This is a genomic window from Caballeronia sp. LZ043 (genome assembly GCF_031451075.1).
In the GTDB taxonomy this organism is placed as follows: domain Bacteria; phylum Pseudomonadota; class Gammaproteobacteria; order Burkholderiales; family Burkholderiaceae; genus Caballeronia.
In genome coordinates, this window is sequence record NZ_JARUXT010000002.1 from 1,125,426 (window position 1) to 1,138,232 (window position 12,807).

At 62.6% G+C, this 12,807-nt stretch carries 13 protein-coding genes; 10 read left to right on the top strand and 3 right to left on the bottom strand.

The genetic code is table 11. The features are described 5' to 3' along the window. Positions 1–61: 61 nt before the first annotated feature. Positions 62–937 carry an MBL fold metallo-hydrolase gene (locus QCE64_RS18790; protein WP_310005444.1) on the top strand — a complete coding sequence of 292 codons (876 nt, stop codon included), beginning with the start codon at positions 62–64 and terminating at the stop codon, positions 935–937. A gap of 18 nt (positions 938–955) precedes the next feature. On the opposite strand, the gene QCE64_RS18795 is transcribed toward QCE64_RS18790, so the two are convergent. After that, positions 956–1,351, bottom strand: a complete 396-nt coding sequence (locus QCE64_RS18795; protein WP_310005445.1) for a DUF3331 domain-containing protein — start codon at positions 1,349–1,351, stop codon at positions 956–958. Positions 1,352–1,540: 189 nt separating this feature from the next. Here QCE64_RS18795 and QCE64_RS18800 point away from each other — a divergent pair, with 189 nt between their 5' ends. After that, positions 1,541–2,680, top strand: coding sequence for an L-dopachrome tautomerase-related protein (locus QCE64_RS18800; protein ID WP_310005448.1), 1,140 nt, complete (start codon positions 1,541–1,543; stop codon positions 2,678–2,680). A gap of 61 nt (positions 2,681–2,741) precedes the next feature. Here the strand turns inward: QCE64_RS18800 and QCE64_RS18805 are convergent, their stop codons facing one another. Continuing rightward, positions 2,742–5,171, bottom strand: a complete 2,430-nt coding sequence (locus QCE64_RS18805; protein ID WP_310005449.1) for a glucose/quinate/shikimate family membrane-bound PQQ-dependent dehydrogenase — start codon at positions 5,169–5,171, stop codon at positions 2,742–2,744. Positions 5,172–5,668: 497 nt separating this feature from the next. On the opposite strand from QCE64_RS18805, the gene QCE64_RS18810 reads away from it, so the two are divergent. Continuing rightward, on the top strand, positions 5,669–6,661 hold the full coding sequence (locus tag QCE64_RS18810; RefSeq protein WP_310005452.1) for a HAMP domain-containing sensor histidine kinase: 993 nt from the start codon (positions 5,669–5,671) through the stop codon (positions 6,659–6,661). A gap of 94 nt (positions 6,662–6,755) precedes the next feature. On the opposite strand, the gene QCE64_RS18815 is transcribed toward QCE64_RS18810, so the two are convergent. Then, positions 6,756–7,253: a hypothetical protein gene (locus QCE64_RS18815; RefSeq protein ID WP_310005454.1), complete on the bottom strand. Its 498-nt coding sequence runs from the start codon at positions 7,251–7,253 to the stop codon at positions 6,756–6,758. 138 nt (positions 7,254–7,391) lie between these two features. Here QCE64_RS18815 and QCE64_RS18820 point away from each other — a divergent pair, with 138 nt between their 5' ends. The 7 genes from QCE64_RS18820 to QCE64_RS18850 all read left to right on the top strand — a co-directional run bounded on the left by QCE64_RS18820 (position 7,392) and on the right by QCE64_RS18850 (position 12,433). Further along, on the top strand, positions 7,392–8,678 hold the full coding sequence (locus QCE64_RS18820; protein WP_404987394.1) for a zinc-binding dehydrogenase: 1,287 nt from the start codon (positions 7,392–7,394) through the stop codon (positions 8,676–8,678). A gap of 90 nt (positions 8,679–8,768) precedes the next feature. Then, positions 8,769–9,320 carry a DUF892 family protein gene (locus QCE64_RS18825; RefSeq protein WP_310005456.1) on the top strand — a complete coding sequence of 184 codons (552 nt, stop codon included), beginning with the start codon at positions 8,769–8,771 and terminating at the stop codon, positions 9,318–9,320. 84 nt (positions 9,321–9,404) lie between these two features. Continuing rightward, positions 9,405–9,692 (top strand): hypothetical protein, encoded by a 288-nt coding sequence (locus tag QCE64_RS18830; protein ID WP_310005458.1) that lies wholly within the window; start codon positions 9,405–9,407, stop codon positions 9,690–9,692. 258 nt (positions 9,693–9,950) lie between these two features. Then, on the top strand, positions 9,951–10,325 hold the full coding sequence (locus QCE64_RS18835; protein WP_310005459.1) for a phage holin family protein: 375 nt from the start codon (positions 9,951–9,953) through the stop codon (positions 10,323–10,325). Beyond that, on the top strand, positions 10,322–10,633 hold the full coding sequence (locus QCE64_RS18840; protein WP_310005460.1) for a hypothetical protein: 312 nt from the start codon (positions 10,322–10,324) through the stop codon (positions 10,631–10,633). The genes QCE64_RS18835 and QCE64_RS18840 overlap by 4 nt, the downstream gene beginning before the upstream one ends. Before the next feature lie 47 nt (positions 10,634–10,680). Next, complete coding sequence (locus QCE64_RS18845) at positions 10,681–11,583, top strand: DUF72 domain-containing protein (protein WP_310005462.1); 903 nt, start codon at positions 10,681–10,683, stop codon at positions 11,581–11,583. A 499-nt stretch (positions 11,584–12,082) separates the two neighbouring features. Then, on the top strand, positions 12,083–12,433 hold the full coding sequence (locus QCE64_RS18850; RefSeq protein WP_310005464.1) for a hypothetical protein: 351 nt from the start codon (positions 12,083–12,085) through the stop codon (positions 12,431–12,433). The last annotated feature ends 374 nt before the right edge of the window (positions 12,434–12,807 follow it).

Sequence of the window (12,807 nt, forward strand, 5' to 3'; positions counted from 1 at the left end):
GTCACGGGTGCCGTCCAGTGAAGCGGACCCGCGCGCGTGACGGTCCTCTCGGAGCCACGACATGCGCGTGCATCACCTCAATTGCATTTCGAGTTGCCCCCTCAGCGGAAAGCTCTTCGACGGGCGTACGGCAGGCCTTCTGCAACGCGGCGAGCTGACCTGCCACTGCTTGCTCATCGAGACCGATGACGGCCTCGTGCTGGTGGACACGGGTTTCGGTTTGCGCGATGTCGCGAATCCGCGCAGCCGGCTCAGCACGTTCTTTCTCCTCATGCTGAAGCCGGATTTTCGCGAGACGATGACGGCGCTCAGACAGGTCGAGGCGCTCGGCTTTGCCGCGTCCGACGTGCGCCATATTCTGCTCAGTCACCTCGACTTCGATCACGCCGGCGGCCTCGACGACTTCCCCCACGCGACGGTCCATATGCTCCAGACCGAGCGCGACTACGCATTGCAGCAGAGGACCTGGCTGGACCGGCAGCGCTTCCGGCCGCAGCAGTGGTCGACCCGCGACAAGTGGGTGGTTCACGCCGAAGGCGGCGACCGCTGGCACGGTTTCGATCGCGTGAGGCCGCTTGCGCGCTTCGCCGACGACATCGCCCTCGTGCCGCTGCGCGGACATACGTTCGGTCACGCCGGTATCGCGGTGCGCACCGGATCAGGCTGGCTGCTGCTTGCCGCCGATGCCTACTTTTATCACACGGAGATGGACGCCGAGCGGCCGCACTGTACCCCCGGCCTGGCGCTCTATCAATGGATGATGGACAAGGACCGCGCAGCCCGCCGGCATAATCAGGCAAGGCTGCGCGCACTTTGCAATGCTGACGCGACACGTGATGTACGTGTCTTCAGCAGCCACGATCCGGTCGAGTTCGAGCGTCTTGCACAGCGCGCGGCGAGCGTACCCGCCGAGGCGCTGATACGGCCGCTTGCGTGAGCGGGCCCGAGAGCCGGTTCAGAGAGGCTCGAACGACTGCATGGCGTCCACGACGTGGCGCGCCGCAATCACGCAGCGGGCGTTGAGCGCCGGGGGCGTTGTCTTGCGCGGGCGATAGATCGGATCACCGCGCTTGATGAGTTCGCCGCTAAACGCGCAGACGTCCTCCTGCCGCGCCCTGCCGAACGTCCAGGTCTGTTCGGCCATGCAGCCCAGTCGCGCATCGGACCATGAGAGCAGCGCCGTGTGTGGCGAGAGCCGTTCGACAATCGTGATCGACAGGTGCTTGCGGGCGCAGGGTTCAAAGGCCGGCGCCTCGACTCGGGCGCATCGGTCCTGCGAGGGAACCAGGCAATCGAACCATGTCGTGGATCGGTCATGCGTGAGGTTCTGGTCAACTGGCATGTTCGGCATGGTGGTTCCCCGGAGGATTGCGTGTCAGAAAGGTGCCAACTCACGCGCACCGTGCATGCCACAGCGGCCCGTCAGGAAGACCTCCGCGCTGTCCGTAACGCAGGCCTCCCGGCACTCGCGAATATTCGAAACGGCACCATGATTGCTGCTGGCGATTGCCGCGCATCGCGGCATCACCAGGAGCTAACCATGCAACCGTATCGCCGTTATCTGATCGCACTTGGCGCTGCCTTTTGCGCGCACGCCGCATTAGCTGGCGATGCCGACGATTCCGCGTGGCGGACGGGCCGAGATGAGCACGCAAGCAACGCCCGGCTGCAACTCGTCGCTTCGTTCGATCACCAGGTGACGGGCGTGACCGTCGCGCCCGACGGACGCATGTTCGTGAACTTCCCGCGCTGGACCGAAGACGCGCCGCTCTCGGTGGCGGAAGTGGGGTCAGGCGGCGACCTGCGGCCTTACCCGGATGCCGAGTGGAACACCTGGCGCAATGCGCGCCGCGACGAGGTCACGCCCGCCGATCATTGGGTATGCGTGCAATCGGTCGTGGCCGACACACGCGGCAATCTCTGGGTCATCGATCCCGGCGCGCCCGCCCAGTCGCTGATCGTGCCGGGCGCGCCGAAGCTGGTGCGCATCGATCTCGCGTCGAATCGTGTTGCTCGAACCTATGCGTTTGACGAAAGCATCGCGCCGCAAGGCAGTTATCTGAACGACGTGCGCATCAGTCCGGACGGACGCACGGCCTACATCACGGACTCGGGTGTGCGTGGCGCGATCGTCGTCGTCGATATCGAGTCCGGCGTCGCGCGCCGCGTTCTCGACGGCGATCCGAGCACGCAAGTCGACAAGAGCGTGACGGTCACGGTGAACGGCAAGCCCTTGCAGCAGACGGACGGACGACGCGTCAGCTTCGCCGCCGACGGCATCGCGCTGACGCCGGATGGGCGCTATCTGTACTGGCAGGCGGTCAAGGGAAAGACGCTCTATCGCATTGCCACCGACGCGTTGCAGAACGCTCAGCTCGGCGCGGACCAGGTGGCGTCCCGCGTGGAAGCGGTGGGCGTGGACGGCCCCGCCGACGGATTGTGGATCGACCCGCGCGGACGCCTGTATGTGTCGTCAGTCGAACACCACGCGATCCGGGTGCGCCAGGGCGAGCGCTTCGCGACCCTCGTGCGTGACCGCCAGCTGATCTGGCCTGATACGTTCTCCGAGGGTCCGGACGGGACGATCTATGTCACCGATTCCCGTATTCCGGACATGAGCTGGTACCAGCCGCAGAACCCCGCAGCGCTGCCGACGCGTCTTTACGCCATCCGCAAATGAACGCCCCACGGCGTCCCCCAGAGCCTGTTCGGCTTGGAGGGCGCCAGCGGCAGTCACCGGATCAGGGCAGGGCGTAGGCGATGACGTAATCGCCGAGCTTCGTCCTGAACGAACCATGTCCGCCCGCCGCGATCAACACATACTGCTTTCCGTTTGCTTCGTAAGTCATGGGCGTTGCCTGGCCGCCGGCAGGCAGCCTCGCCTGCCAGAGCGCCTCGCCAGTGTCGGTGCTGAACGCCCGCAAGTAATTGTCGGCGGTCGCCGCGATGAAGAAGACATGGCCTGCCGTCGTGACCGGACCGCCGAGCATGGGCATGCCCATTTTGAACGGGATTGGAATCGGCGAGGCATCGCGCGTCGTACCGATGCGTTTTTTCCAAACCACCTTGTTGGTATCGAGATCGAGCGCGGCGACGTAACCCCACGCCGGTTGCTTGCAGGGAAGGCCCAGCGGCGACAGGAACGGATTCAGCTCCACACCAAAAGGCACGCCATATTGCGGCTGTATGCCGACCTCCGTGCCGGTTCCTGCCTGTCCCGCCTGCGGCGGCGATACAGGATTGCCAGGCCCGCGCGGCACCAGTTGCGAGACGAACGGCAGCGCAATCGGATTCGCGATCGCGAGGCGGCGATCGGTGTCGATCGCGAGTCCGCCCCATTCGAACATGCCCAGATTGCCGGGAAACACGAGCGTACCCTGTTCCGACGGCGGAGTGAATGGCCCTTCATAGCGCAGCCGATGGAACATCACGCGGCATATCAACTGATCGAACATCGTTGCGCCCCACATGTCGGCGCCGGTGAGATTCTTTTGCGGCCGGAAGGTGAGTTGCGAGAACGGCTGCGTGGGCGAAAGCCGATCCCCTTTCGCCGCGCCTTGCGGGACCGGCCGCTCGGGCGCCGGCACGATTGGCTTGCCGGTGCGGCGATCGAGCACGAAGATGTTGCCGGTTTTCGCGGGGGCGTAGATGGCAGGCACCGTGTTGCCCATCTGGTCCGTGATGTCGGCAATGGTAGGCTGGGCAGGCAGGTCCATGTCCCAAAGATCGTGATGAACCGTTTGATAGAACCAGTCGAGCTTGCCGGTGGTCGCATTGAGCGCGAGCAAGCCGCTCGCGTAACGCTCCTGGTCCGGCGTGCGATGGCCGCCCCAGATGTCCGGGGTGGACACGCCCATCGGCAGATAGACCAGGTCCAGCTGCGGATTGTAGGCGGCGGGCGCCCAGGAGTTCGGCGAGTTCTGCGTGAAAGCGTGCTGGTCATCGGGAATCGCGTTGGGATCCCGCGCACCCGGATCGAACGCCCATAACAGCTTTCCCGTCTCGACATCGAAACCGCGGATCACGCCCGACGGCTCGCGCGTGCCATAGTTGTCGGTCACGGCTCCTGCCACGACGATCACCTTCGCGGTCACGACGGGCGGCGATGTCGGCTCGTACTGGCCCGGCGTCTTGACGGGCTGAAGATGTTGCAGGTCGAGTACGCCGTGGTCCGCGAATGCGGCGCACGGCTTGCCGGTGTCTGCGTCAAGCTCGAACAGACGGCCATCGTTGACCGGCAACACGACGCGCCGCGAGCACGCAGGCAGGGCCGCGGTACTGCCCGCTCGACGAGATGCGGAACCTTCAGGAGTTTCATGCCACGAAACGCCGCGGCAGGTGACATGCTGAAAACTGGGATCGGGCTGCAGCTTTGGATCGAAGCGCCATTTCTCCCGGCCCGTTGCGCCGTCCACAGCGATGGCGTTCTGATGCGGCGTGCAGAAGAAGAGCGTGCCGTCGACGGCGATCGGCGTGACCTCATCGGTGATCTCGACGGGATCGTTCGGGCCTTTCATGTCACCGGTGCGAAAACTCCACGCCTCGTGCAGATTTTTCGCGTTCTTGTCGGTGATCTGCGCGAGCGGCGAGTAGCGCGTGCCGCCCTGCGAATTGCCGTAGGCGAGCCAGTCGCCAGGGCGATGCGTGGGTCCGGTGTGTGAATCGCCTGATCCTGCAGGTTCTGTCGTCGCGCGTGTCACGGTTCCATCGATTTGCTGCGGGTCGTTGAACGCCGCATAAACCAGCGCGATACCGCACAGCACGAGCGTCGCGGCCAGCGCAAATCCGGCTGTACGCGCCGAGGCGACGAAGGAGCGGCGAACGAAAGGAAACAGCAGCCAGATGCCGACAATGACTAGCACGTCGAGCCGCGGTGCAAGCGCCCAAAAATCGAATCCGGCTTCGGCGATGGCCCAGATAAGTGTGCAGAGCAGCAGCAACACGTAAAGCCAGAGCGAAAGCACGCGAGCGCGCCAGAAGCACCAAGCGACAATCAGCATCAGGATGCCCGCAATCACGTAGTAAGGCGTTCCGCCGATCATTACGAGCCAGCCGCCGCCGATGGCAAGATAGAGCCCAGCAAGCGCCAGAAGCAGAACCGTCAGCCAGCCGGAAGCGTTCAGTCGGCGGCGCGCTTGCGGGTGAGACAGAGGGGAAGGGCGGGTATTCATCGCTTTCTATCTCTTGAGATAAGAACAGCTTAAGGATCGCGCGGAGAACCATCAGGCTCGGGCGCCGCGCCGCGCCGGGCGAGACGATGACGTTTTGTGAGGGCGCCTTTCGTCCCGCCGCATACGTCTCGTGACACCCATGAAAACCTCCGTGCAGCAGTTGCTATGCCGATGGCGTAAGGCGATCCTTCAATTAGGCCCGTCCGCAGCGCGCTATGGCAACCCATTCGTACGCCATGCTGAAGCGTCCGTTGCCTTTGCCTTGCGCGAAACTGTGGCCTACTGAAGCGCGAGTCCCGGCGCGTATGAGGCACTGATCGTTCGCATGTGCTCATCATCGCGACCGGCATCTGCCAACGATACTTGCGGGGACAGCATGGATCTGGCCGAATTCATCGAGTCGAATCTCTCACTCGTGCTCGAAGACTGGGCAATGCAGGCGGGTCGCCTGGGCATCGCCGAACCGCATCCACGGCCCGATGAACTGGAAATCAGCAGTGCGCCTCGTCGAACAGATCATCGCGGATATGAGGCAGCCGCAAACCGATGCGAAGGCCATCGGAGACATGCCGGGCAATGCGCCCGGTGTGAGCGCCGCCGCGCGTGCGCACGCCGAACAGCGGCTCAGTCTGGGCTTGTCGCTGAGCGACATGGTCGCGGAATATCGGGCGTTGCGTGCGAGCGTCGTTCGGCACTGGTTCAGCCTCTCTCTGGACAATGCGAAGCTGAGCACGCGACAGCTCGTCCGTTTCAACGAAGCGGTCGATCAGGCATTGACCGAGTCGATCACGTGCTATTCGCATTCTCTTCAGCGCATCCGGGACATTTCGGTGGGTATCCTTGCACACGATCTGAGAACGCCGCTTGGCGCCATTGCCAATTCTGCCCAGTATCTGATGCTCAAGGGCGAGTTGCCCGAGCAGCCCCTTCGTGCTGCGGCGAACATCCATCGAAGCAGCCAAAGGGCGCAGGTTATTGTCGGAGACCTCGTTGAGTTCACGCGGATTCGTCTTGGAGGCATGTTGCCGATCGAGGCCAGACCCGCGCTGCTCGATCAGATCTGCGAGCATGCGCTCACGGAGATCGACGCACTGCATCCGGAGCAAGCCGTGACCGCGCGGTTTTCCGGGGATCTGGCAGGTGTGTGGGATGCAGCCCGGATCGAGGAGATGCTCGTCAATCTGCTGGAAAACGCGATCGACCATGGCCGGCAGGATGGCAACATCACACTCGAAGCCATCGGTCATGACAACACGGTCACGCTGTCGGTGACGAACGAAGGAAATCCCATTTCTCCCGAGGATCGTCGCACGCTGTTCGATCCGCTTAAGCGACAGAACCGGTCGCCGACGCCGCGCCGCGCGGGCGCGGGTTTGGGACTGGGCCTTTTCATCGCGCGGGAGATCGCGACGGCGCACGGCGGGTCTATCAGCGTGACTTCATCGCACTTGACCTGTTTCAAGGTGACGCTGCCGCGCAAGCCGCTCTAGAACGGGCGCGCGCCCGAGGGCCGGGCGAACAGGACAGACCAGCGTTGTATCGTGAGAGGTTGCATCCTGCTCGCGCAACGCCTGGACCGCTCGCTCATGTGCGAACGGCGGCGCCGCGCATCTCTTCAGGCGAGCGTGGAAAGCCGCTGCGGTCGCTGTACAGCGCGACGGCGCTTTCCGCCCGTTCGCGGCGCTGATGGCTCTTGTCGGCTGCGAGCGCGACCGCGGCCCGCGCGTCGAGCGCCGTGACGGCTGCAACGTTGACGATTGCCGTCACTCTGCGTGTGGACGCCGCGCGCGCCGGCACGGGTGCCGCAGTCCCCAGCGTCATCAGATCGAGCGCATCGCCGCCCAGACGAGCCATCACGTAAGGAGACGGATCGCGTGATGCAAGAATGCCGATGCCGGCTGCGATCTCGCGAAGACCATAGAGCCGCATCAGCGCCGGACTCGTTCGAATACCGGTCGCGCGGGCAACCGCGCGCGGCGCGAGCAGTTGGGCTGCACCCAGCGCGAGGCTGAACCATCCGAGGCCCCGCGCAAGTGATCGACCCTTCGCAGTGCGGACTCGTGTTTCGTCAGAGTGACTCATGATGATGATCGGGAAATCGAGAGGGGCGTGAACGAACAGACATTTCAGAAAGTCGCTTCATTAAGGTTCGCGCTAGAAGAGCGCCAGCAACGCATGTGCCCCAGGCCGGCGCCGTGATTTCTCTCATGCTGCGCATCCGTGAAGGCGCCCGAAAGAAGAAACAGGCTTGTCGATTGCTCGCATGGCTGCTTTCCCGAACGCGATAAAGGAGCCCAGCATGAAAGCAGTCGTTTTCCACGCAGTCGGCGACATATCGCTCGACAACGTCGCCGATCCGACAATCCAGCACGACCAGGACGCCATTGTGCAAATCACTGCGAGCGCCGTGTGCGGCACGGACCTGCCATGGTGCGCGGGACGTTGCCCGGCATGAAACCAGGCACCATCCTTGGACATGAGGGCGTGGGCGTGATCGAGGAAATCGGCAAGAGCGTGCGCAACTTCAAACGTGGCGACCGCGCGCTGATTCCATCGACCATTTCGTGTGGTTATTGTTCGTATTGCCGCAAGGGTTATACGGCGCAATGCGACGAGGCGAATCCGAATGGCGCGGCGGCCGGCACCACGTTTTTCGGCGGTCCGCAATCCACCGGCCCGGTCAACGGACTGCAGGCTCAATTCGCCCGCACGCCGCTCGCCAACGCAAGCCTGATCAAGCTGCCGGAGAATATCGACGATGAACGCGCCATTCTCATTTCAGACATCTTCCCGACGGGCTTCTTCGGCGCACAGCTCGCCGAAGTGACGCGCGGCGACACCGTCGCCGTGTTCGGCGCGGGACCCGTCGGCCAGTTCGCGATAGCCAGCGCCTTCATGCTTGGAGCAGGGCGTGTAATCGCAATCGACAGGCTTGCCGATCGTCTCGACATGGCCCGCGCGCAGGGTGCCGAAGCCGTCAATTTCGACGACGAGGACCCGGTGCAAGCCATTCTCGAGCTGACGGGCGGCATCGGCGTCGATCGCGCCATCGATGCGGTGGGCATCGATTCGCAACATGCACAGCAGGGTCCCGCTGCCACGGCAGAAAACGTGGAAAGGGGCGAAGCCGAGAGCCGCACCGTCACGCCCAAGCCCAACGTATCGGACGGAAACTGGGTTCCCGGCGATGCCCCTACGCAGGCGCTCGACTGGAGTATCGGCGCGCTGGCGAAAGCAGGCACGCTGGGCATCATCGGTGTCTATCCACCGACCGATCGCTTCTTCCCGATTGGGGTTGCGATGAACAAGAACGTCACGATCAAGATGGGGAACTGCAACCACCGCGCCGTTACACCCGGGCTGATCGAACGTGTGCGCAACGGCTCCTGCGACCCGTTGCGCGTGCTGACAACACGCGAGCCGCTGATGAACGTGATCGATGCTTATAAGGCGTTCGACAAGCGGCAGCCCGGCTGGATCAAGGTCGCGCTCGAACCGGTGGCATGACGCTCTGGCCGGCGTAAGGCATGGCCGTTGCGCTAGGCCTGCCATGCTGGTCGACGACCGGCGTAACCATCCATTCACCCGGGAGGCATCATGGCTATCAAAACTTTGCAGGATCTGTTCATCCACGCGTTGTCCGACGTCTACAGTGCAGAGAAGCAACTGACCAAGGCGCTTCCGAGGCTGGCGCGGGCGACGTCCAACCCCGATCTTGCCGAAGCCTTCAAGACGCATCTGGAGGAAACGCAGGGGCAGATCGAGCGTATCGATCAGGTCGTCGAGAGCACCGGAATCAAGCTGAAGCGGGTCAAGTGTGTGGCCATGGAGGGGCTCGTCGAGGAAGGGCAGGAGCAGATCGAGGAGATCGAGAAAGGGCCGATCCTCGACGCGGCCTTGATCGCCGCCGCGCAGAAAGTCGAGCACTATGAGATTGCCACGTACGGCACACTCGCGGCGCTCGCGAAAAAGCTTGGTCATACTGAAGCAATGAATCTTCTTCTCGACACCTTGAAAGAAGAGAAAGCGACGGACGAGAAATTGACTTTGCTCGCAGAGCAGGAGGTTTCAGAAGAGCAGGCCGGGAAGACTGTCGCCAAGCCTGAGGCAAAAGGCGCGGAGAAGCCTGCGGCCAAGCACGCGCAGTAACAGGTGTCCAGGTAAGCGCCGATGCGCCGCAGCCCACGGGATGCGGCGCCTATCCTTGCTGCCGTCCGCGGTCGATGGCCTTCGATGCTTCTGCGTTACTGGCTTGCGCCTGACGGCGTGTCGCTGGCAGCGGTAGCAGGAAAGCTCACCGCGGCAGGCGCGGACGCGCTGGATGTGCTGCTCGCTGAGCCGCTGGTTCCTGCCTCGCCGCTGTTGCGATTGCAGCCTGCGGTGAAACAAATGCACGCCGACAGTGCGGCAATCGACGCGCTCTTGAACGTGAAGTTGCGGATCATGATGCGCTCCTTGTCGGGCCGGCTTTGCGCTGACTTCCGGATAATGAGGCGCCTGCGCGATTCCTGCCGGTCGTAAAGAGACCAGAGGGCGCTGGACGCGCAATCGTGGCGCCGCGCTTGCGGCACGTACGCACCGCTGATTTGCAATCGTCATGCCGCAGACAGCTATCGCACGTGCATTCGCCTGAGAGCGCGACATGGGCGCTGGCATTTGACATGCTTGTCGACCAAACCATGATGCCTGCGAGCTCTGACGCTCAGTGAGTATCGGGTCGTACGTTCGTCAGATGGTGATCGCCGTCGAATCGCCCCGCCCGATCAAAGGAGATCGTTCATGTCGCTTGGAAGAAAAATTTCAGCGTGGCGCAGCGTCAAGGACTTCTGTGCGCGACGGATTGTCGACTATGGTGAGTTGATGTCGATCGAATTCGCGGAAGCCAAAACGCGCGTCTTGCACGAATTGATTGCCATGGTGGCGCTGATCGTCGGCACGATGTTCACGCTGTCGTTCGTATCGATCGCTGTCATCGTGACCGCGGTCGGCACGCCTCATCTGATACTGACCGCATGGTGTGTCGCCGGCGCGTGGCTCGCGGTCGCGCTGATCGCTACAGCCGTGATCATGACGCGTAAGCCCACCGAGCCGTTTCAGGTTTTGCGCGATCAGTTCGAGCGCGATGCGGAAGCGATCAGGAAGGTGTTGCGATGAGCCGCGCCTATTCGAATAGTCAAGCGGCCTTGCTGACGCGGATGGCGGAGACACGCACCGCTTTGCTTGCGGCATGCGCTCCGGAAGAGGGGAAACCTCGGCTAAAAAGGAGCGGTCCGGTCGCGCTGCGCGGCAGTGTTTCGCCATGGTTCATGCAGTCGCCTAACGCCGAACTGATGGCGGGGACCCTCGTCGCGTTCGTGATTCTTGGCGTGAGGCGTACTGTGCAAGGCATCATGACCGCAGGGGTGAGCACGCTGGCCCATCGGGCCATTGCCGATGCCTTCGAGGGCCTCCGCAAGAAGTGAACGCCCAAGCGACGTCAAGGGCCGTGAAACCGCTTGAGGGAGCTTAAGTGCAGACAGGTTTCGTGCGCATCGGAATATCGGGTTGGCGGTATTCGGGTTGGCGCGGCGTCTTCTATCCACCGAAGCTTGCACAGTCGCGTGAACTGGAATTTGCATCGCGCGCCGTGCAGAGTGTCGAGATCAACGGATCGCATTATTCGCTGCAACGCGCATCCACGTGGCGCGCCTGGCACGATGCCACGCCTGACAACTTCGTGTTCAGTGTGAAGGGACCGCGTTATCTGACTCATATGCTGCGCTTTCGCGACGAGACGGCAACCAGCGCATTGGCTAACTTCTTCGCATCGGGCGTTCCGGGCCTGGGTGACAAACTCGGCCCGTTTCTATGGCAATTTCCGCCCACCTTCGCCTTTCACGCCCATGCCTTCGAGCGCTTCCTTGCGCTCCTGCCGAAGGAAACGACGGCTGCCGCCGCGTTCGCGGGGCAGCATGACGCGCGCGTCAAGGAGCCGTGGTTCGAACCGCCCGAGAAGAGGCGGGCGCTACGCCATGCCATTGAAATACGGCATCCGAGTTTCCTCGATGAGGGGTTCGTGCAACTGCTGCGGACGTACGGCGCGGCGCTCGTCGTATCGGACTCTACGGCGGGCTGGCCGTACGCCGAAGACCTCACCGCCGATTTCGTATACCTGCGTCTGCATGGCAGCGAGACGTTGTATGGCGGCTCTTATACGGACGCTGCCATCGAAGCATGGGCAGAGCGCATCGAATGCTGGGCGGCAGGCCGCCCGCCCGGCGATGCCCGTCTCATCACCACTCGCATGCCGCGCCGACGGACATCGCACGACGTGTTCTGCTACTTCGACAACGATCAGAAGGTGAGAGCGCCGTTCGACGCACGGCGGCTGATGCAGCGTCTCGGGGTCGAGCCGGAGCACGCGCGCGGGTGATGTCTCCAGGCGATCGAGCTTCGCCCGTCAACATTGGCCCGCACTCGGCTGAACGTTCAGGTAGGGTCATGCTAAAGGCGGTCCAGGCGTAGATATCGAAGATCGCATCGGTGAAGGCGTCGGGTGCTTCCTGCGGAAGATTGCGACCGGCATTCGCCACGATGCGGTTCTCATGGCGGCCAGTGAAGCATGAGACGCGTGGCAAACGACGACATTGCCTAACGCGCCGGCCCTTGAGTCGTCAGGGGACTGCTGCCGCGTCGGGCCACCAGTCCGGTGAGCAAAGACGGGGCATCGCGAACGACGGGCTGATTGCCGGCCAGTGCCACAAACACCCGCCGCACGCCCTTGCCGTCATTTCGATGGCATTGCGCGCAAAGTCCACACACACCGCTTCGCCTTCAGGCGACGGAAGAACGAATGCGGCATGATGTCTGACCCGAGGTTATCGGCAAACAAGCATCGATCAGGCGATCACAATAATGATACGGCACGATGTATGCTGGCAGTCACGGCATGCTTTCTGAACGGCATATCTATGCAAGCCACAATCGTCGCTCATACAAATCCCCCGACAGGGGCAGACGTCGAAGTACACCGGTTCACGTTCGTGCTCGATGATGGGACAGCACCTCCGCTATCTGAATTTATTTCGTTGCGGACCGCACGGGTCATCGTGGCCAATCTGGAAGATGGCAACGCGTTTATTAAAATGCTGCAAGCAATCGTCGACGCGAAGTCAGAAGATTACGACAGTCTCGTTGGCCGGACGTTCCCAGACCACTTCAAGGTGTGTCCCGACGAAACTCATCCGATGCCGGGTCCCGACAGCGAAGCACCATCCTCATGAAAGCTTGGGCGAAGAGCTTCTCGAAATTCTTTAGCCTGATCTCGTTGTATGCGCCCGGCGCAGTCGTTGCGCTCAAACTGCCCGTGCGCCTCCTCCAGAGACATTCTTAAAGCGTCAGCCTAAGCGGGATTGGTTGCTTCACGCGCTAATTTCTGCAGAGGGTGCGTTGGAGGGTTTAGTCGAGGGAGAGCGAGAATCAGATCGAGAAGATCCAAGAGGACCGCCCTCGATTGGCTCTAACTGCCGTCGGAGACAGTTGAGCACCGCGACAGTGTTGACGGAATACCGCAGTCTATGAGTGGCTCAGAGGTGGCCAAATGGGGCAATCATAGTGGTCGACACGTGCCAACCTGATACGTCGAACAGCTGCCGAA

Excerpts from the sequence above, each read along its gene's own strand:
- QCE64_RS18790 (WP_310005444.1), top strand. The coding sequence starts at position 62 with ATGCGCGTGCATCACCTCAATTGCATTTCGAGTTGCCCCCTCAGCGGA.
- QCE64_RS18795 (WP_310005445.1), bottom strand. The coding sequence starts at position 1,351 with ATGCCGAACATGCCAGTTGACCAGAACCTCACGCATGACCGATCCACG.
- QCE64_RS18800 (WP_310005448.1), top strand. The coding sequence starts at position 1,541 with ATGCAACCGTATCGCCGTTATCTGATCGCACTTGGCGCTGCCTTTTGC.
- QCE64_RS18805 (WP_310005449.1), bottom strand. The coding sequence starts at position 5,171 with ATGAATACCCGCCCTTCCCCTCTGTCTCACCCGCAAGCGCGCCGCCGA.
- QCE64_RS18815 (WP_310005454.1), bottom strand. The coding sequence starts at position 7,253 with ATGAGTCACTCTGACGAAACACGAGTCCGCACTGCGAAGGGTCGATCA.
- QCE64_RS18825 (WP_310005456.1), top strand. The coding sequence starts at position 8,769 with ATGGCTATCAAAACTTTGCAGGATCTGTTCATCCACGCGTTGTCCGAC.
- QCE64_RS18830 (WP_310005458.1), top strand. The coding sequence starts at position 9,405 with ATGCTTCTGCGTTACTGGCTTGCGCCTGACGGCGTGTCGCTGGCAGCG.
- QCE64_RS18835 (WP_310005459.1), top strand. The coding sequence starts at position 9,951 with ATGTCGCTTGGAAGAAAAATTTCAGCGTGGCGCAGCGTCAAGGACTTC.
- QCE64_RS18840 (WP_310005460.1), top strand. The coding sequence starts at position 10,322 with ATGAGCCGCGCCTATTCGAATAGTCAAGCGGCCTTGCTGACGCGGATG.
- QCE64_RS18850 (WP_310005464.1), top strand. The coding sequence starts at position 12,083 with ATGCTGGCAGTCACGGCATGCTTTCTGAACGGCATATCTATGCAAGCC.